Below are 19,544 nucleotides of genomic sequence, written 5' to 3' on the forward strand. Positions count from 1 at the left end.
CAGGCGCAGCCGCGGCTTCGGCGCATCGGCGACGACCTGCCACTCCAGCGTCACCCGGCCGGTCTCGTTGGATAGCGCGCCGTATTTCGCCGCGTTGGTGGCGATCTCGTGCACGATCATCGACAGCACCACGGCGAGCCGCGGCGACAGCGGCACCGCGGGTCCGGCCATGCGGATGCGCTCCGGATTATTCAGCAGGAACGGCTGGAGCGCGCGGGCGATCACGTCCCGCAGCTCGGAGCCCGCCCATTTCTCCTGGCTGAGCAAATTATGCGCCTCGGCCAGCGCGCCGAGCCGGCCCTCGAATTTTACCCGCTCGTCCCGGCTGGCGCTGCGGAAGGTCTGCACCGCGATCGCCTGCATCAACGCGAGCGTGTTCTTGACGCGATGGTTGAGCTCGTCGATCAGGAGATCGTGCAGCATCTCGCCGCGCGCGATCGTGGTCGCCATCCGGACCGCGAAGGTCAGGCCGGTCAGCAGCAGGACGCCGCCGATAAAACTGGTGATCGCGATGTTGCGCCAGAGCGGAGCGATTAGCGAGGTCTCGGCGACGCCGGCCACGATGGTCCAGCCGGTCAGCCGCGACCTCGTATAGACGGTGGACAACGCGACGCCGTCGAGCGAAACCGTCGAGAGTGCGGCTTCCGGCGTGCGCAACATACTCTCGTACAGTGCGCCGGTAGCCCGTTTGCCAAAGATCTCCGTAGGGTTCGGCGTGCGCGCGAACACGATAGCCTTGGTGTCGAGCAGGGAGACCGTCCAATCCCGGTCGGGCCGTTGCTTTTCCACCAGGTCCTGAAAGGTGCTGACCGGCGGGCTGAAGCAGAGGTCGTAGATCACTTCGCCGTCGCGGAGCACCGGAACCTCGACCGTAAGCACCTGCCGGCCGTTGATCGCGCCGGTGAACAGGTCGGAATATTGCGGCGACCTGGTCGCAAACACCTTCTCGATGATCTCAAGATGACCGCGTGGCGGCAGGCTTGCGGTGTCCTCGGTCGCGGAGGAAAACAACAGCCGGCCCTTGCGATCGGAGATCAGCACGAGGCCGCCTTTGCCGTACTGGTCGACGAAGCCGAGCGCGATGCGGCGGAAGCTCTGGAAGTCGTCGTTGCGCAGCGAATTCGTCAGTGCAAGCACCTGCAGGCCGCCGGTCATCCGCTGCACCTCGGAGTCCAGCACGAGGCGCATGCTGCGCACATTCTCCAGCACGCGGCGGGTCGCGTCGTTGCGGTCCTGTTTGTAATTGTAGACGGCAATGCCGACCGCGAAGACGATCAGCGGCAACATCGTTCCCGTCACCAGAAGAGCGAGCCGGACCGGCAAAGTGAGCTTTGACAAACGCGGGCGTCCCGGTTCCAGCGCAGGGGAGCGCCGGATTTATGATTTTGGGAGACCATAGGGGCGGGATTTGCGCTACGCCAATAATTTTTGCGTTCGGACGCGCCGCCCAGGAAGAAGATTTTGCAGCGCGGTCCGCGGCTGCGCCTCAGCTCATGCTGATTGCGGTCAGTAGGAGACACATGGCGTACACGGCCGCCAGGCTGAGCCCGGCGATCCGGGCCTCTCGATGCGATTTCATAATGTCAACTCCCAGAGAGGGAGGCCGCCTCAAGGCGGCCCCCTTACACCTGGATCAATCAATTTCCTGAACGACCGTGCGCGTACCGGGATCGACGAGCATCACGCGATCGCCGGAGTAGACGTAGCGATACTTCGTCAGCGACGGACCCCAGTCTGCGGGAACGGCCTCAAGCTCGACGTCGCTCGGCACCGCCGCACCGACAACGATCTTTTCCTTCGTGGTCACCGGGCGAATGCGATGCTCGGTGACGTAGGATTTGATCTTGGTTCGGTACTGCGGCTCGATCTGGACGGCCGCCGCGTGGCCCGTCCCGGTCGTCGTCACGACGGTCGATTGCGCGAAAGCACCGGTCGACATCAGGACCGCCGCGGCGGAAAGCAGGAACAACTTCTTCATCTCGTTCTCCTCGTTTGAACATGCGCCGCAACAACCCCTCATTGCGGACAGCGTTCCCGGCTCAGGGAACTAATTGCCGCTTTTTCCCGTTTGTAGATGACCGGGCTGACGGCTCGGGCTCTGGAGGAGGACTACAAATGAAGTTGAAGATAGTAACTGCAGCATTGATGCTTTCCGCAATATCCCTGCCGGCGTTCGCGGCCGACGAGTTCTATGTCGTGCAGGACGTCAAGACGAAGAAGTGCACAATCGTCGACAAGAAGCCGACGGACACGTCCATGACCGTCGTCAGCCCATCGGGCGCGATCTACAAATCGCGCACCGAAGCTGAAGCCGGCATGAAGACCGTCAAGGTCTGCACGTCCAACTGAGGAGGATGACAAATGCCAGTTCTGATTCTCTGGGCCGTGCCGGCCGTGCTGGTGATCGGCGGCGGCATCTATCTGATCGGCCACATGCACTAAGCGGCAGTGGAAGGCGGGTCTGTGCGTGCAGCGCACGGGCCCGCACGCCGTCTGTCTGCTAAGAGAGGCTGCTCCCCTCGGCCTGCCACGCACCGGCAGGAGCGCAAGTTGCAGTGCAGCAGTTCGCGAAAGGGGTGGCCCTGCGACGAAGAGGGCCTCCCGCGCGCGTGAAATGACTTCCGTCCCGCCGAGGTTTTCCATACGCTTCCCACTCGCAAGCCGCATACCGGCTGCGCTCACGGCCCGGCGACAGGGCCGGAGCATCAAAAGGAGGGGAGACGATGAAGCGAAGATCATTTCTCGCTGGGCTCGGCGCGACCACTGCGGCGGCTGCGATGGGCATGCCGTCAATCGTCAGGGCACAGTCGCCGATCACATTGAACGGCGCGGTCCAGTTCAACGACGACCACGCCTTCAACCGGGCCCTGCTCCGGTTCGAAGAGCTGGTCAAGAAGTACTACGGCAAGCCCGTCAACTTCACACTGCACAGGAATTCCTCGCTTGGCCTCGAAAAGCAATATTTCGAGTACATGTCGCAGGGCAAAGCCGTCGATTACGGCATCGTCTCGCCGGCTCACATGTCGACCTTCGCCAAGGCGGCCCCGTTCATCGACGCGCCCTTCGTGTTCAAGGGCATCGACCACATGAACAAGGTCGTCGAAGCCAATATCCTGGCGCCGATCGCCGACGAAGTCGCGTCCAAGGCCGAGGTCGTTCTGATCGGCTATTCCGGCGGTGGCATCCGCAATATCTTCGCCAACAAGCCGCTCAAGACTCTCGCCGACCTTAGGGGACTCAAGGTGCGCGTACAGGGCGCGCCGATCTGGTCGAAGACCTTTGCGGCCGTGGGCATGAGCCCGACGGTGATCGCCTACAACGAAATCTACAACGCGATCCAGAACGGCGTGATTGCGGCCGGCGAGAACGAGGCGGCCGGCGTCGAGGCGATGAAGTTCTACGAAGTGGCTCCGCATCTCAACCTGACCCAACACGCCGTGTCGATCCGGCCGATCTGCTTCTCGGTGAAGACGCTAAAGACCTTGCCGAAGGAGTTGCAGGACGCGATCATGAAGGCCGGCAAGGAGGCCGGCGACTACGGCCGACAACTGGAGTCGAGTGAAGAAGTCGTCAAGCTCGACACGCTGGAGAAGGCCGGGAAGCTCAAGCGCGTTCCCTTCGAAGAACGGGACGCCATGAAGAAGCTCGCCGATCCCGTGATGGCCACCTACGCCAAGGAAATTGGCGCGGAAGGCATTTTCGAGAAGATCAACGTCGTCTGAAAACTGTCGCCGCCCACGCGACAGGACGTCGGGGCAAGCCAGACGGCTTGCCCCATTGCGTGATTGTGATCCCCCGGAGTCGTGATGACTGAAATATCGATGCCACCGAACCCGTCGCCATGGCGCCGAGCAACGGCGGCCTATGCAAAACTGCTGGAAATCCTGCTCGCCGCCTCCGTCGGTATGCTGGTCATTCCGGTCACGTTGCAGATCATCTCGCGCTACACGCCTTTGATTCCGTCCTACATCTGGACCGAGGAGATGGCGCGGTTCATGTTCATCTGGACGATCATGATTGGCGCCATGGTCGGCATCAGAGAGTCGCAGCATTTTGAAGTCGACGTCTGGCCTGACCTGTCACGCCGAAGCGAAGCCATGGTCCGGATTCTCGCGCGGCTCGGCGTGCTGGCGCTGGCACTGGTGTTCGTAACCGCCGGAATCGAGTTCACCCGCTTTGCCTGGAACAGAACTTCGGAGCTGGCCGATCTGCCGCTTTGGCTGATCCACGTCGCCTGGCCGATTTCCGGCGTGACCTGGATCGTGTTCGCCGGTGAACAGATCGTCGACGAGATGCGGATTTTGTTTGGGGCAAATCAATGAGCGGCAATGTTCTTTCTGCCGGGCAGGCCGCAATGGTCCTGTTCGGTACTTTCGTTGGCCTGCTCATCATCCGCGTCCCGGTCGCCTTCGCGCTTGGCCTTGCCTGCGTGCCGATCCTGCGGATCGAGCCGCATCTGTCGCTGATGACGCTCGCGCAGGAAACCTTCAACGCCTACAATTCATTCATCCTGCTAGCGGTCCCGTTCTTCCTGCTCACCGCCAATCTGATGAGCATCGGCGGCATCACCGACCGGCTGGTCGCGCTGTCCCGCTCGATGGTCGGGCACTGGCCGGGGTCGCTGGCGCAGATCAACGTGGTGCTGTCGGTGTTCTTTGCCGGCATCTCCGGATCCTCCACCGCGGACGCGGCGAGCCAGTCCAAGATATTCATCGATGCCCAGACCAAGGAGGGCTACGACCTCTCGTTCTCGATCGCCATCACCGCGGTCTCGGCCGTGCTCGCCGTCATCATCCCACCCTCGATCCTGATGATCGTGTGGGGCGGACTGATCTCGACCTCGATCGCCGCGATGTACCTCGCAGGCATCGTGCCGGGATTGCTAATCGCGGGCGCGCAGATGGCAACAGTGCATATCTATGCCGTGCGCCGGGGCTATCCGACCTATCCGAAGGACACCTGGAGGGAGATGTGCTGCGCCATCTGGCGCTCGATACCGGCGCTTATGACGCCGTTCATCATTGTCGGCGGCATCCTGCTGGGGTGGTTCACCGCGACCGAATCCGCCTGCGTCGCAGTGCTCTATTCCGTGGCGCTGTCGACGTTCTTCTACCGTGAAACCGGCGCGCGCGAACTCTACAAGGCGCTGCTCGATACCGGGCGCCTTGCCGGCGTGGCGCTGTTCTGCGTCGGTACCGCGAGCGCGTTCGGCTGGCTGCTGGCCTATTACAGGATTCCGCAGGAACTGCTGGCTAACGTCTCGACCTGGGGCATGGGCGCGATCGGGGCCGGCTTCTTCATCGCGTTCTGCTTTCTGGTGGTGGGCTGCTTCCTCGACGCCATTCCGGCGATCATCATCGTCGGCACCGTTCTCGAACCGCTGGCGAAATCGGTCGACCTTCATCCGGTGCAGTTTGCGATCATCTCGATCGTCTCGCTCGCCTTCGGATTGGTGACGCCGCCTTATGGCCTCTGCTTGATGATCGCCTGCTCGATCGCCGGGGTACGGCTGCGCTATGCGCTTAAGGACACGGTGATCATGCTGATCCCCATGCTGCTCGTGCTGGCGGCGCTCATTATTTGGCCCAGCGTTTCCCTGTTCCTGCCGCGCCTGATCGTGCCGGAGATGTTGAAATGAGCGGGGCTTGATCCCGCGGCTCTGATGCCGCGGAATCGGTGCATTTTTCTCAGAGATTGCTCTCGGTGATCGCAGCGTAGACCATGCTGCGCAGCTCGCGCCGGAGCGGGTAGGCGCTCGACGGCAGCACCTGCGTCATGAAGATGGTGATCAATTCTTCGGCCGGGTCGATCCAGAACGAAGTCGTGGCCGCGCCGCCCCAATTGTATTCACCGGGGCTGCCGGCGACCAGCGTCTCGGCCGGGCGCATCGTCACGGCGAAGCCGAGGCCGAAGCCGATGCCGTTGTAGGCGGCTTCCGCGAACAGCGAGCGCGACACTTCCGGCAGCGAGCGTCCACCCGGAATGTGGTTGGTCGTCATAAGCGCCAGCGTCTTCGGCCCGATCAACCTGACGCCGCCGAGTTCGCCGCCATTGAGCAGCGCACGGCAGAAGGTGAGATAGTCGGCCGTCGTCGAGCACAGCCCGCCGCCGCCCGAAATCAGGGACGGCGGTGAGAGGAACGAACTCTTGGTTGGATCATCCTGCAACGTCAGGCCCTCGCGGCGCTGGCCGGCATGGAAGGTCATGCCGCCACCCGGGTCGGCCGAGTAACAGGCAGCGAACCGGTGGGCCTTGGAAGCCGGCACGTGGAAATCAGTGTCGGTCATGCCGAGTGGATCGAGAATGCGCTGTTTCAGGAACTGCTCGAAGGGTATGCCGGAGATCTTGCCAATGAGGTAGCCGAGCACGTCGGTCGAAACCGAGTAATTCCAGGCCTCGCCCGGCGAGAACTCCAGCGGGATTTTTGCAAGGCTCTCGATCATGGTCTGGAGCGTGCCGGATTTCTCGACCTCGCCGATCTTTTCGGCGCGGTAGGCGGCATCGACGTTCGAGCGCTGCTGGAAGCCGTAGGTGAGGCCGGAGGTGTGGCGCAGGAGGTCGACGATCAGCATCGGCCGCGACGGCGGCCGGGTCAGGAAGGAAGGCGCAGTGCCGGCGACGAACACACCGAGATCCTTCCATTCCGGAATGTACTTGGCGACCGGCTCATCGATCGCGACGAGGCCTTGCTCGACCAGCATCATGAAGGCGACGCTGGTGAGCGGCTTGGTCATGGAATAGATGCGATAGATCGTGTCGTCCTTGACGGGCAGCTTGCGCTCGACGTCGGCAAAACCCTGCACCGTACTGTGGGCGATCTTGCCACGGCGATAGACCAGGAGATGCGTGCCCGGGAAGCGACCGGCATCGATGTACCGGCTCTTCAGATGCGCATCGACGCGGTCGAGCGCGGCCTTGGACATGCCCACGGATTCGGGCGAGGCGGGGGTGGGGGCGAGCATCAGTTCCTCCGGGCAGTTTTGTCCGACGTTGATAGCCGATATGGCGGTCTCATTCCAACCCGGTCGCGCTTAACGCCGGCCGGCTGTTTGGTGTAGGCTTCACGTTGGAACGCCTCCAAGCAGCCCAAAAGATCCCCGACGGGCCAATGAGAAAACGCAGGCAAACGCACCATGACCCAGTTCAACGAGACCGAACTCACCGAAGCCGTCGTCCGGAGCTTTGACCGGACACCCGACCCCCGCGCGAAATTCCTGCTCCAGGAATTGGTGAAGTCGCTGCACGATTACGTGACCAAGACCGGCCTCACCTTCGAGGAGTGGGAATACGCCATCGATTTCCTGACCCGCACCGGCCAGAAATGCACGGACACCCGGCAGGAATTCATCCTCCTGTCCGACGTCCTCGGCGTCTCCATGCTGGTCGATGCGGTCAACCACCGCGAGCGCGAGGGCGCCACCCAGACTACCGTGCTCGGGCCGTTCTATGTCGGCGAGCACAAGGTGACGGCGCACGGCACCGACATCTCTCCGAACAATCAAACCGGCGAACGGATGTTCGTGCAGAGCCGTGTCACCGATCTCAAGGGCAAGCCGCTCGCGAATGTCCCCGTCGACGTCTGGCATGCCGACGATGACGGCTTCTACGACTCGCAGAAGCCGAACTATGACGAGGTCGGCGCCTCGGCGCGGGCGCGCTTCATCACCGACAGCGACGGCCGCTTCTTCTTCCGCACCATCTTGCCGTGCAGCTACCCGATCCCGACCGACGGGCCGGTCGGCGAGATGATCGTGCAGACCAACCGCCACCCGATGCGCCCGGCGCATGTGCACTTCCTGGTCAATGCCAAGGGCTACGAGCCGCTGATCACCCACGTCTTCATGGACGGCGACAAATATCTGGATTCCGACGTTGTGTTCGGCGTGAAGGACGACCTCGTCGCCAAGGTCGAGCCGCGCAACGATGCGGCGATGCCCGACGGCACCAAGGCCAACGGGCAGTGGCACCTGATGAGCTACGAATTCCACCTCAAGCCCGGCGGCGGCATGGCGCCGAAGCCGCTAGGGATGAAGGCGGAGGAGCCGGCCTGACCGTGAGGCGCGAGCGGCGAGCGCCGCGCCTCATCTCCCGATAAAGGCTGCCAGCTCGTCAGGCGTCCCCATCGGAAAGGCTTCTTTCATGAAGTCGAGGAAGGCGGATACCCGCGCGCTCAGGAGCCGGCGTGATGGATAGAGCGTCCACAACGCGATCTCTGGTCCGTCGATGTCGCCCCAATGTACCAGCGTGCCGACAGTCAGGTCGTGACTGACCAGTGACACCGGAAGGCGCGCGGCGCCGACGCCGGCCCGGACCGCGTCGCGGACCATGACGAGCGATGACAGGCGAAGGACCGGATCAATCGCGATCCGCGATCTTCCGCCTGGCATCGTCACTGCCCAGCTTGTCAGCTGGTCGCTTGGTCCGCGCATGACAGCCGGCACAGCGATACCCTCCCTCGGTCGTTTCAGGTCCGGGCTTGCCACGACCACCAGCCGATCGCGCAGAAAAATTCGTCCGACAAGGCTGTCATCTGGATCGGGATTGACCCGGATGACGAGGTCATACCCTTCCTCCACCATGTCGACGGAGCGATCTTCCGTCGTGACCTCAAGACGGACCTCCGGGTATCTGAGCGCGAACCCGGCCGCGAGGTTTCCCATTGCAGTCTGCGAGAACAGCATAGGCGCGCTGATCCGCAAGCGCCCCCGCGGCCTGTCCCCACCCGACGCGATCGCTGTCGCCGTCTCGTCGAGCTCTGTGAGCAAGGCTCCCGTCCGCTCGTAAAGGGCACGTCCTTCCTGCGTGAGTTTCAGGGCCCGCGCGCCACGCTCGAACAGGCGGAGGTCAAGCGCGGCTTCCAGCTCGGCGACCCGCCGGGACAGGGTGGCTTTCGGGCGTCCGGCGGCCCGCGCGGCCCGTCCGAACCCGCCGTGCCGGGCGACAAGATTGAAATCGGCGAGTGCGAGCAGGTCCATCGTTCCACCAGTGAGACGGTCTGTCCAGATATAGCGGCTATCGGTTCGTTTGTGGATCGCTAATTTCCGGGTGTCTTCTGACCCAACCCGGAGTGATCCCCATGACCATCCTCGTTACCGGTGCAACCGGCACCATCGGCCGCCACGTCGTCGAACAGCTCGTCAAGCGCGGCGCCGATGTCCGTGCTCTCGCCCGCGATCCAGCCAAGGCAAACCTCCCGGCAGGCGTCACCGTCGTGCAGGGCGACCTGCTCGACGTCGACTCGCTCCCCAGCGCATTCAAGGGCGTCTCGACCCTGTTCCTGCTCAACGCAGTGGTGCCGGATGAATTCACGCAAGCGCTGATCGCGCTCAACGTCGCCCGCGAGGCTGGCGTCGAGCGGGTCGTGTACCTCTCGGTGATCCACAGCGATCGTTACGTGAACGTCCCGCACTTTGCCGGCAAGTTCGGCGTCGAGCGGATGATCGAGCAGATGGGCTTCAACGCCACCATCCTGCGCCCGGCGTACTTCATGAACAACGACGTCACGATCAAGGACGTGGTGACCGGATACGGCATCTATCCGATGCCGATCGGGAGCAAGGGGCTCGCGATGATCGATGCGCGCGACATCGGCGAGATCGCGGCCCTCGAGCTCATCCGTCGTGAGCGCGCCGCATCACCGCTTCCGCTCACGCGCATCAATCTCGTCGGTCCTGATACGCTGACCGGCGCGAAAGCCGCCGCGGTCTGGTCGGAGGTGCTGGGCCGCACGGTCGCCTATCCCGGTGACGATACCGCCGGCTTCGAGAAGAATCTCCGGCAGTTCATGCCGAGCTGGATGGCCTACGACATGCGGCTGATGAGCGAGCGTTTCCTCACCGAGGGAATGGTCCCCGAAGCCGGCGACGTCGAGCGTCTGACCGCGTTGTTGGGCCGCCCCCTGCGCTCCTATCGCGACTTCGTCTCCGAAATCGCGGCCTCTGCCTGACGGCATGGGCACGTCCCCATCACGACAACGAGGACTCCCATCATGACCTCTTCAATCGCCACTGTTCCGGCGGATCCGCAAGGTGCGACGAAGATATTGGTGCTTGGAGCGACCGGTGCCACCGGTCGCCTGATCGTCAACCAGGCGGTGGCGCGAGGCTACGACGTCACCGTGCTGGTGCGTTCCGCCGAGAAGGCACGTGACATCACGGGGGCGAAGCTCATCGTCGGAGACGCCCGCGATGAAACAGCCCTGCGCGCAGCCCTCAAAGGCCGTGAGGCCGTGGTCAGTGCGCTGGGTACACCGGTAAGCCCGTTCCGCGAGGTGACGCTTCTCTCGACCGCGACGCGCGCACTCGTGAGCGCGATGAAGGCCGAGCAGGTCTCGCGGCTGGTTTGCATCACCGGAATGGGCGCCGGCGACAGTGCCGGGCACGGCGGCTTTGTCGCCGACAATGTGATCTTTCCGCTTCTCCTGAAGAAGGTGTACACCGACAAGGACCGGCAGGAAGCAATCGTCAAAGACAGCGGGCTGGACTGGGTCCTGGTTCGCCCCTCGATCCTGAACAACAAGCCCGGCCGCGGCTCGGTCCGGGCCCTGACGGATCTTTCGGGCTTCCATGGCGGTAGCATCGCGCGCGAAGACGTTGCGACATTCGTGCTGGATCAAGTGCGCGCCGATACCTGGCTGCATCGGTCTCCGCTGATCACGTGGTGATGCTTTGCGTGGCGACACCCGGATCAGCGCGCGTGCAACATCGCAAGCAGGACCACGACGACGCAGGCGAGCGCCGCCGTGGTCAATTTCCAGAACATCAGCGGGCTGCGCTCCAAGAGCGGCGTGATCCGCGTGTCGAGATAGGCCGGATTGGGTGTGCGAAGCTCGAAGACGAATTCGGACAGATCCTCGTGCCGCTTGTAGGGATCCGGATGCAGCGCACGTCTGAGCGCGCCGTCGACCCAGGCGGGCACGTTGCTGTCGTCATCGGCCGGGCGGTATTTGAGCCTCCGCACGTCCGCCTTGCGCCGGATCCTGGCGATTTGGGTGCCATAGGGAAGCTTTCCCGTCAGCATCTGGTAACAGATCACGGCGAGCGAAAACATGTCGGAGCGCGGCGAGCCGCCTTGCCCAAGAAAATATTCCGGCGCCGTGTACTGGACCGTTCCCAGAATTTCGTCGGTCTCGTCCTGCGGGGCGGCTTCCGCGACGCCTGCCACCTTGACCGATCCGAAGTCGATGATCTTCGCGGTGCCGGTCTTGTCGATCAGGATGTTGTCGGGCCTGAGGTCCTGATGCAGCATTTCCATGCGGTGGAAGGCGCGCAGGCCCGCGGCGATTTGCTCGACCAGTCCGCGCACGGTTTCGAGATCGGGGCGCGGATTGTCCGTCATCCATTGCCGCAAGGTCTGACCTTCGACGAATTCGGTCGCGACGTAGAGGTAACCGCGCCGTTTCGACTGCGACAGCGGCTTCAGCACGTGCGGGCTGTCGATCCGGCGCGCGATCCACTCCTCCATCAGGAAGCGCTTCAGGTAGGCGGCATTGTCGCGCAAATCGATCGACGGAAGCTTCAGCGCGACCGGCTCCTCGGTCACTGCGTCGACGGCAAGGTAGATATGGCTGCGGCTGCTGGCGTGGATTTCGCGGACGATTCTGTAGCCGTCGAAGATGGCCCGCGGCTCCGGCAGCGGGGGAAGCGGCAGCTGGGAGGTCTGGTTGAAGATGCCGGCCGGCTCGCGCTGCGGCACCGCATCGATGCGGAGGATCTGGACTGTGATGTTGTCGTCGCTGCCGCGCCGGTAGGCTTCCTCGACGATCGCCTTCGCCGCTCCGTCGAGCTCGGCTGCATGGTCGCTGAGCGCACTCGTGACAAAACGCGCGTCGACGAATTCATAGGCGCCGTCGGTCGCCAGCAGGAACGTGTCGCCAGTCTCGATCTCGAAACTCTGGTAGTCGATCTCGAGCTGCGGATTGATCCCGAGCGCACGGCCGAGATAGGTCTGCTCCGAGGACACGATGATCCGGTGATCGTCGGTCAGCTGTTCGAGCGCCTTGCCGGCCACGCGGTAGACGCGACAGTCGCCGACGTGGAAGATGTGCGCGGTGGTCGCCTTGATGACCATGGCGCTCAGCGTGCAGACATAACCCTTGTCACGGTCATAGGCATATTGGCTCTTGCGCGTCTGCGCGTGGAGCCAGGAATTGGTCGCGTCCAGCACGCGGCGGGCGGAGGTCTTCACCGTCCAGGATTCCGACGTGCAATAATAGTCCATCAGGAAGCTCTTGACCGCCGACTCGCTGGCGATCTGGCTCACCGTGCTGCTGGAGATGCCGTCGGCGAGGACGGCCGCAATGCCCTTCAGGCTGAGCATCGGCTCGTCCGGAACGAGGACGCCGTGAAAATCCTGGTTGATGGGCTTGCGACCCTTGTCGGAATGCTGGCCGACCGAGATCTGAAGTCCGCGGGTCATCGTCATCACCGGCAAAGGGGAGCCTCACCCTGATCGGGCGAGGCTCTCCTGTCGAGACGTATCAGGCCGCGACGCGGGGCGACGTGGCCTTGCCGGCCTGGCGCTTCGGCTTGGTCATGACGTGCGTGGCGTAGAGGGTCATGCCGGTGAAGGCGAGGCCGCCGACGAGGTTGCCGAGCACGGTCGGGATCTCGTTCCAGATCAGGTAATCCATGATCGAGAATTTTGCGTGCAGCATCAGGCCCGACGGGAACAGGAACATGTTCACGACGGAATGCTCGAACACCATGTAGAAGAACACCAGGATCGGCATCCACATCGCGATGACCTTGCCGGGGACCGAGGTCGAGATCATGGCGCCGACCACGCCGGTCGAGACCATCCAGTTGCAAAGCATGCCGCGCAGGAACAGCGTCGCCATGCCGGCCGCGCCATGCGCAGCGTAGCCCAGCGTTCGGCCTTCGCCGATATTGCCGATCGCGGTGCCGATCTTATCGGGGTCCTGCGTGAAGCCGAAGGTCGTGACGAAAGCCATCATGAAGGCCACGGTGAAGGCGCCGGCGAAGTTGCCGACGAAGACGAGGCCCCAGTTGCGCAAGACGCCACCGATGGTGACGCCGGGGCGTTTGTCGATCAGGGCGAGCGGGGAGAGCACGAACACGCCGGTCAGGAGGTCGAAGCCCAGCAGATACAGCATGACGAAGCCGACCGGGAACAGCAGCGCGCCGATCAGCGGCTGCCCCGTGTTCACGTTGATCGTGACGGCGAACCATGCCGCGAGCGCCAGGATGGCGCCGGCCATGTAGGCGCGGATGATGGTATCCCGGGTGGACATGAAGACTTTGGACTCGCCCGCATCCACCATCTTGGTGACGAATTCCGAAGGCGCGAGATACGACATCGATGGTTCCTTTTGCTTCCTAAGAAAGAGATCTCGCCCTCCTGCGAGAGCGATTGAACGTCACTGCCCGTGCGGGCTGACCTGCCGCGCACGAGGCGATGGAGAGTTGGAAGCCTTTGGGATTGCGTCACGACGACCGAGCCGAGGAGGGCCGCGAAGCAGTTGAGCTTCCGGGATGCAGCCGCCAGCGCCTGCATCAATGCGGCAAAGCCGCAGTCTTCATTGACGTAAATGGAGAAGCAAGTTGCGTGCCGCGTGCTGGGCTCATAAAAAGCAAGCAACATCAATCTGATAGAGCTTTGGCTGCCCCGGCTTTTGCGCTTGATGCGGCCTTTTGCTTGAGCTGCTGCACAACTGTTGTGCGCCGCACAAATATTGAGCAGGCCGCAAATTTCGCGAGCGGAACGGGCCTGCGACAGACTGGCGCGCTGCCTGTAGCGTATTGATCTTTCGAGATTTTCTGCGTTGTGGCGCTTGGCATGAAGCTTGAATAGTTCCAGGCCGACGCCATTGAAGCCGTCCCGCGAGACTTCTCATCCGAATTGCCGACGTCACCAGACGGGGGTCTCCCCGTCGCGCGTTCGCATGCGCTGCTTCAGGCGTCACCGGACCGGATGGGCTGCTCGTGTGCACTGACGCAATCATTCTGCAACGACGCAAAGGACGATATCGCCTATGACCAAGCGCACCCGCCGGCCGTCGGACACTGGCCTCAGCCGCCGTCAATTGTTGAAGGCCGCCGGCTCGACCGCCGCACTCCTGGCCGCCGTAAAACTCAATTTCCCCGCTGGCGCCTTCGCGCAGGACGCCGGCCCCGAGGTCAAGGGTGCCAAGCTCGGCTTCATCGCGCTGAGCGATGCCGGCCCCTTGTTCGTCGCCAAGGACAAGGGCCTGTTCGCCAAATACGGCATGCCCGACACCGACGTGCAGAAGCAGGCCTCCTGGGGCACCACGCGGGACAATCTCGTGCTCGGCTCAGAAGGCAACGGCATCGACGGTGCGCACATCCTCACCCCGATGCCGTATCTGATCTCGGCCGGCAAGGTGACGCAGAACAATCAGCCAACGCCGATGTACATCCTGGCGCGGCTCAATCTCGACAGCCAGTGCATCTCCGTCGCCAACGAATATGCCGACCTGAAGCTCGGCGTCGACGCCACGCCCTTCAAGGCGGCGCTGGAGAAGAAGAAGGCCTCGGGCAAGGCCGTGAAGGCCGCGATGACCTTCCCCGGCGGCACGCATGACCTCTGGATCCGTTACTGGCTCGCCGCCGGCGGGATCGATCCCGACAAGGACATCGAGACCATCGTGGTGCCGCCGCCGCAGATGGTGGCCAACATGAAGGTCGGCACCATGGATTGCTTCTGCGTCGGCGAGCCCTGGAATCTGCAATTGATCCATCAGAACATCGGCTACACCGCCATCAACACCGGCGAACTCTGGAACAAGCATCCGGAAAAATCCTTCGGCATGCGCGCCGCCTTCGTCGATAAATATCCAAAGGCCTCGAAGGCGCTGCTGATGGCGGTGATGGAAGCGCAGCAATGGTCGGACAAGGCCGAGAACAAGGCCGAGCTTGCCGCCATCATGGGCAAGCGGCAGTGGATGAACTGCCCCGTCGAAGACGTGCTCGACCGCACCGCTGGCAAGTTCGACTACGGCATCCCGGGCAAGGTGGTCGAGAACTCCCCGCACATCATGAAGTATTGGCGCGACTTCGCCTCCTATCCGTTCCAGAGCCACGACCTCTGGTTCCTCACGGAGGACATCCGCTGGGGCAAGTACGAGGCGAATTTCGACACCAAGGCGCTGATCGCCAAGGTCAACCGCGAGGACATGTGGCGCGATGCGGCCAAGACGCTCGGCGTCGCAAGTGCGGAGATCCCGGCCTCTACGTCGCGCGGCAAGGAGACCTTCTTCGACGGCAAGGTGTTCGATCCGGAAAATCCCGCTGCCTATCTGAAGTCGCTCGCGATCAAGCGCGTCGAAGTCTGATGGCGCCAGCGGCCGCCTCCGGGCGGCCGCATCGTCTTTTGCAGCCGGAGAGATATTGCGATGAACATGCCCGCCACGAAGATCGAGGTTGAGACCGCGAAGCCTGCGAGCGCTGCCGCGCCGGTCGTCGCGATGACACTGAAGCGGCCGCCGCGATCGGAGACTTACGCGCGGATGGCGCGGGAGACCGCCGTGCGCGTCATCCCGCCGCTCGTCGTGGTCGCGTTGCTCATGCTGATATGGGAGCTGGTCTGCCGTCGCGCCGGCTCGGCGCTGCCGCCGCCGTCAAAAGTCTTCAAGGACACCAAGGAGCTGATCCTCGATCCGTTCTTCGACCATGGCGGCATCGACAAGGGTCTGTTCTGGCATCTCTCCGCCAGTCTCCAGCGCGTCGCGCTCGGCTATTCGCTCTCCGCCATCGCCGGCATCGCGCTCGGCGTCCTAGTCGGCCAGTCGGTCTGGGCCATGCGCGGGCTCGATCCGCTGTTCCAGGTCTTGCGCACGATCCCACCGCTGGCCTGGCTGCCGCTTTCGCTCGCGGCCTTCCGTGACGGCCAGCCGTCGGCGATCTTCGTCATCTTCATTACCTCGGTCTGGCCGATCATCATCAACACCGCGGTCGGCATCCGCAACATTCCGCAGGACTATCGCAACGTCGCCGCAGTGGTGCAGCTCAACCCGCTCGAGTTCTTTGCCAAGATCATGATCCCTGCCGCCGCGCCCTACATCTTCACGGGACTTCGCATCGGCATCGGCCTGTCATGGCTCGCGATCGTCGCCGCGGAAATGCTGATCGGCGGCGTCGGCATCGGCTTCTTCATCTGGGACGCCTGGAACTCCTCGCATATCAGCGAAATCATCCTGGCGCTGTTCTATGTCGGCATCATCGGCTTCGTGCTCGACCGCCTGATCGCAGGCGCCGGCAAGATCGTCACCCGCGGCACCGCGCTGAATTAAAGGGGAAGCACATGACCGCTTATCTGAAGCTCGACCATATCGACAAGATTTTCACCCGCGGCGCAGCCTCCACGGAGGTGCTGAAGGATATCAATCTCACCATCGACAAGGGCGAATACGTCTCGATCATCGGCCATTCCGGTTGCGGCAAGTCGACCCTGCTCAACATCATCGCAGGCCTGACCAACGCCACCATGGGCGGCGTGCTGCTCGAGAACCGCGAGGTGAACTCGCCGGGACCGGATCGCGCGGTGGTGTTCCAGAACCACAGCCTGTTGCCATGGCTGACCGTGTACGAGAACGTCCGGCTCGGCGTCGACAAGGTCTTCGCCAAGACCAAGAAGCGCGCCGAACGCGACGCCTGGGTCATGCACAATCTCAACCTCGTGCAGATGGCCCATGCCAAGGACAAGCGGCCCTCGGAAATCTCCGGCGGCATGAAGCAACGCGTCGGCATTGCCCGCGCGCTTGCCATGGAGCCGAAAGTATTGCTGCTCGACGAGCCCTTCGGCGCGCTCGACGCACTGACCCGCGCGCATTTGCAGGATTCGGTGATGGCGCTGCATCAGAAGCTCGGCAACACCATTCTGATGATCACCCACGACGTCGACGAGGCGGTGCTGCTGTCCGATCGCATCGTCATGATGACGAATGGGCCGAGCGCGCGCATCGGCGAGGTGCTGGAGGTGCCGCTGGCGCGGCCGCGCAAGCGGCTCGAACTCGCGACCAACGTCACTTACCTGAAGTGCCGGCAGCGCGTGCTCGAATTCCTCTATGAGCGTCATCGCTTCGTCGAAGCCGCGTAGGCGCGTCACCAACAGGTGCTCACGCAACGCCTAATTTTGAATCATCAAGCTCAATCCTTGTGCGGCGCACAGGGATTGAGCGAATCGCAAAATTTGCGTGCGAAATAGTGCTGCAAGAATTTGGGGCACGACGAACAAGCTCCTGAATTTCCTGCGTTTCCGGAATGCGCGCAGTTGGCACGGAAATTGAAACACCGACCGCGACGCCAACGACGACGTCCCTCAACATCATCAATCAGCATCGTGAACTCGCCACCGGGGCTTGGCCTCGGCGCGCGCCTCCGTGGCCGGAGGCTGAGCCTGCAACGACGCAGCGGTGAGGCAAGAAGGGATACTCAATGACGAAGAATCCAACCTGGATTTCAGACTGGCGCCCCGAAGATGAGGCGTTCTGGAATGCGACTGGCAAGACTATCGCGCGACGCAACCTGATCTGGTCGATCGTGGCCGAACATATCGGCTTCTCGGTCTGGCTGATCTGGAGCATCGTCACCACCAAGCTGCCGCAGGCGGGCTTCCACTACACCACCGACCAGCTGTTCCAGCTCGTCGCGGTGCCCGGGCTGATCGGCGCGTTGATGCGCTTTCCCTACACCTTCGCGGTGACGACCTTCGGCGGGCGCAACTGGACCATCTTCAGCGCGGCGATCCTGCTCATTCCGACGCTTTCGCTGGCCTATTTCGTCGGCCAGCCCGACACGCCGTTCTGGCTGATGCTGCTGATTGCCTCGACCGCCGGTCTCGGTGGCGGCAATTTTGCCTCCAGCATGACGAACATCTCGTTCTTCTTCCCCGACCGGATGAAGGGGTGGGCGCTCGGACTGAATGCGGCCGGCGGCAATATCGGCGTCTCCAGCGTGCAGCTCCTGACCCCGATCCTGATGACGCTCGCCGTCATCAACCTGTTCCAGGCATCGCCCGTCGACGGCGTCTTCCTCCAGAACGCCGGCCTGATGTGGGTGCTGCCGATCGCGATCGCGGTGTTCGGCGCAGTGTTCTTCATGAACAACCTGACCACGGCCAAGTCGTCGATCAAGAACCAGCTCGCCGTGGTCAGGCGCAAGCACACCTGGATCATGGCGTATCTCTATATCGGCACGTTCGGCTCCTTCATCGGCTACTCGGCTGCATTTCCGCTGTTGATCAAGACCCAGTTCCCGCAAGTGACGATTGCGATCGCGTTCCTGGGGCCGCTGGTCGGCTCGCTGTCGCGGCCGCTCGGCGGCTGGCTTGCCGACAGGATCGGCGGCTCGGTCATCACGTTCTGGAATTTCATTGTCATGGCAGGCGCGACGATCGGCGTGCTCTACTTCGTCGGGCACAAGGATTTCATCGGCTTTCTGTCGATGTTCCTGGTCCTGTTCGTGACGACGGGCATCGGCAACGGCTCGACCTACCGCATGATCCCGTCGATCTTCCGCGAGCAGAATTTGTTCAGGGTGCGCGGCAAGGGCGATGCGGAGCGCGCGGTCGCCTTGAAGACGGCGAGCATCGAGAGCGGTGCTGCGGTCGGCTTCATCGGCGCGGTCGGCGCCGTTGGCGGTTATCTGATCCCGACCGGGTTCGGCAAGTCGATCGCGCTGACCGGCGGGCCGCAGCTCGCGCTCGCGATCTATCTCGGCTTCTACGCCTCCTGCCTCGCGCTGACCTGGTGGTTCTATCTGCGTCGCAGCCCGCAGGGCGAAGGCGCGTCAAGCCTCGCCGGCGCGCGTGTCTAATACTTGGTACGAATCTCGCTTCTCCCCATACGCGGGGAGAAGCATTGCCCGACAGTTTGACAATGAACCTGGTTCGCAATGGCGCGCACCAAGGCAAACCCAACAGGCAGGAGAACATCATGACGCCGGAACAGATCACCCTCGTGCAGCAGAGCTTTGCCAAGGTCGCGCCGATTTCCGCGCAGGCCGCGGTGCTGTTCTACGATCGCCTGTTCGAGGTGGCGCCATCCGTGCGCGCGATGTTCCCCGAGGACATGACCGAGCAGCGCAAGAAGCTGATGGGCATGCTCGCCGCCGTCGTCGGCGGTCTGTCGAATCTGGACTCGATTCTTCCGGCGGCCTCCGCGCTTGCGAAGCGTCACGTCGGCTACGGCGCCAAGGCCGAGCACTACCCCGTGGTTGGCGCGACCTTGCTGTGGACCCTGGAGAAGGGCCTTGGCGAGGCCTGGACGCCCGAACTCGCTACCGCCTGGACCGACGCCTACGGCGTGTTGTCCGGCTACATGATGTCCGAGGCCTACGGCGCACAGTCGCAGGCCGCTGAATAGGAGATGCGTTGTGAGTGAACCGCTGGTCATTGTCGGAAACGGTATGGCGGCCGCGCGTCTGGTCGACGAGCTCGCCAAGACCGCACTCGGCCGCTACGCGGTCGCCGTCATCGGCGAAGAGCCGCGGCTCGCTTACAACCGTGTTCTGCTCTCCTCCGTGCTGGCCGGCGAGACCGGCTCGCACGAGATCGAGCTCCGACCC

At 63.1% G+C, this 19,544-nt stretch carries 18 protein-coding genes and 1 pseudogene; 13 read left to right on the forward strand and 6 right to left on the reverse strand.

All coding sequences use genetic code 11. The annotated features are described in order from the left end of the window. Positions 1–1,287: sensor histidine kinase (locus IVB32_RS33925; RefSeq protein WP_247412999.1), on the reverse strand; the 1,287-nt coding region annotated here is incomplete at its 3' end. Between the two features lie 346 nt (positions 1,288–1,633). Further along, entirely contained in the window at positions 1,634–1,978 is a 345-nt protein-coding gene (locus IVB32_RS33930) for a DUF1236 domain-containing protein (protein ID WP_018457104.1), read from the reverse strand. A 137-nt stretch (positions 1,979–2,115) separates the two neighbouring features. Between IVB32_RS33930 and IVB32_RS33935 the strand changes: the two genes are divergently transcribed. From IVB32_RS33935 to IVB32_RS33950, 4 genes are all read left to right on the forward strand, one after another. Next, a complete protein-coding gene (locus tag IVB32_RS33935) occupies positions 2,116–2,349 on the forward strand; it encodes a hypothetical protein (RefSeq protein ID WP_026233301.1) in 234 nt (77 codons plus the stop codon). A gap of 374 nt (positions 2,350–2,723) precedes the next feature. Beyond that, positions 2,724–3,722 (forward strand): TRAP transporter substrate-binding protein, encoded by a 999-nt coding sequence (locus tag IVB32_RS33940; protein ID WP_018457102.1) that lies wholly within the window; start codon positions 2,724–2,726, stop codon positions 3,720–3,722. Between the two features lie 84 nt (positions 3,723–3,806). After that, positions 3,807–4,322, forward strand: coding sequence for a TRAP transporter small permease (locus tag IVB32_RS33945; protein ID WP_026233300.1), 516 nt, complete (start codon positions 3,807–3,809; stop codon positions 4,320–4,322). Beyond that, entirely contained in the window at positions 4,319–5,638 is a 1,320-nt protein-coding gene (locus tag IVB32_RS33950; RefSeq protein WP_247412818.1) for a TRAP transporter large permease, read from the forward strand. Before IVB32_RS33945 ends, IVB32_RS33950 begins: the two co-directional genes overlap by 4 nt. A 49-nt stretch (positions 5,639–5,687) precedes the next feature. Here IVB32_RS33950 and IVB32_RS33955 read toward each other — a convergent pair whose 3' ends face one another. Next, the gene (locus tag IVB32_RS33955; RefSeq protein ID WP_085352118.1) at positions 5,688–6,962 is read right to left on the reverse strand and encodes a serine hydrolase domain-containing protein; all 1,275 of its coding nucleotides are present in this window, start codon (positions 6,960–6,962) and stop codon (positions 5,688–5,690) included. A 171-nt stretch (positions 6,963–7,133) separates the two neighbouring features. Between IVB32_RS33955 and IVB32_RS33960 the strand changes: the two genes are divergently transcribed. Continuing rightward, the gene (locus IVB32_RS33960; protein ID WP_247300285.1) at positions 7,134–8,051 is read left to right on the forward strand and encodes an intradiol ring-cleavage dioxygenase; all 918 of its coding nucleotides are present in this window, start codon (positions 7,134–7,136) and stop codon (positions 8,049–8,051) included. Positions 8,052–8,081: 30 nt separating this feature from the next. Here the strand turns inward: IVB32_RS33960 and IVB32_RS33965 are convergent, their stop codons facing one another. Next, the gene (locus tag IVB32_RS33965; protein WP_247300283.1) at positions 8,082–8,975 is read right to left on the reverse strand and encodes a LysR family transcriptional regulator; all 894 of its coding nucleotides are present in this window, start codon (positions 8,973–8,975) and stop codon (positions 8,082–8,084) included. A 101-nt stretch (positions 8,976–9,076) separates the two neighbouring features. On the opposite strand from IVB32_RS33965, the gene IVB32_RS33970 reads away from it, so the two are divergent. Together IVB32_RS33970 and IVB32_RS33975 are read left to right on the forward strand one after the other, a co-directional pair. Beyond that, entirely contained in the window at positions 9,077–9,946 is an 870-nt protein-coding gene (locus IVB32_RS33970) for an NmrA/HSCARG family protein (protein ID WP_247300280.1), read from the forward strand. A 42-nt stretch (positions 9,947–9,988) separates the two neighbouring features. Next, positions 9,989–10,663 carry an SDR family oxidoreductase gene (locus IVB32_RS33975; RefSeq protein WP_247300278.1) on the forward strand — a complete coding sequence of 225 codons (675 nt, stop codon included), beginning with the start codon at positions 9,989–9,991 and terminating at the stop codon, positions 10,661–10,663. 23 nt (positions 10,664–10,686) lie between these two features. On the opposite strand, the gene IVB32_RS33980 is transcribed toward IVB32_RS33975, so the two are convergent. Both IVB32_RS33980 and IVB32_RS33985 read right to left on the reverse strand, forming a co-directional pair. Next, complete coding sequence (locus IVB32_RS33980) at positions 10,687–12,423, reverse strand: bifunctional protein-serine/threonine kinase/phosphatase (protein ID WP_247300324.1); 1,737 nt, start codon at positions 12,421–12,423, stop codon at positions 10,687–10,689. A gap of 55 nt (positions 12,424–12,478) precedes the next feature. Next, positions 12,479–13,318, reverse strand: a complete 840-nt coding sequence (locus IVB32_RS33985; protein WP_018457093.1) for a formate/nitrite transporter family protein — start codon at positions 13,316–13,318, stop codon at positions 12,479–12,481. A 675-nt stretch (positions 13,319–13,993) separates the two neighbouring features. Between IVB32_RS33985 and IVB32_RS33990 the strand changes: the two genes are divergently transcribed. The 6 genes and pseudogenes from IVB32_RS33990 to IVB32_RS34015 all read left to right on the forward strand — a co-directional run. Then, positions 13,994–15,313, forward strand: a complete 1,320-nt coding sequence (locus IVB32_RS33990) for a CmpA/NrtA family ABC transporter substrate-binding protein (protein WP_085352121.1) — start codon at positions 13,994–13,996, stop codon at positions 15,311–15,313. Positions 15,314–15,373: 60 nt separating this feature from the next. Beyond that, positions 15,374–16,270, forward strand: coding sequence for a nitrate ABC transporter permease (ntrB, locus tag IVB32_RS33995; RefSeq protein ID WP_247367073.1), 897 nt, complete (start codon positions 15,374–15,376; stop codon positions 16,268–16,270). Positions 16,271–16,281: 11 nt separating this feature from the next. Continuing rightward, positions 16,282–17,076 carry an ABC transporter ATP-binding protein gene (locus IVB32_RS34000; protein ID WP_085362269.1) on the forward strand — a complete coding sequence of 265 codons (795 nt, stop codon included), beginning with the start codon at positions 16,282–16,284 and terminating at the stop codon, positions 17,074–17,076. A 338-nt stretch (positions 17,077–17,414) separates the two neighbouring features. Further along, on the forward strand, positions 17,415–18,794 hold the full coding sequence (locus IVB32_RS34005; RefSeq protein ID WP_018457089.1) for an MFS transporter: 1,380 nt from the start codon (positions 17,415–17,417) through the stop codon (positions 18,792–18,794). A gap of 119 nt (positions 18,795–18,913) precedes the next feature. Beyond that, positions 18,914–19,342, forward strand: coding sequence for a globin family protein (locus IVB32_RS34010; protein WP_026233298.1), 429 nt, complete (start codon positions 18,914–18,916; stop codon positions 19,340–19,342). A 43-nt stretch (positions 19,343–19,385) separates the two neighbouring features. Continuing rightward, a pseudogene (locus IVB32_RS34015) lies at positions 19,386–19,544 on the forward strand (NAD(P)/FAD-dependent oxidoreductase); the annotation flags it as partial.

Origin of the sequence: Bradyrhizobium sp. 23 (assembly GCF_023073295.1) — a bacterium.
GTDB classification, from domain to species: domain Bacteria; phylum Pseudomonadota; class Alphaproteobacteria; order Rhizobiales; family Xanthobacteraceae; genus Bradyrhizobium; species Bradyrhizobium canariense_D.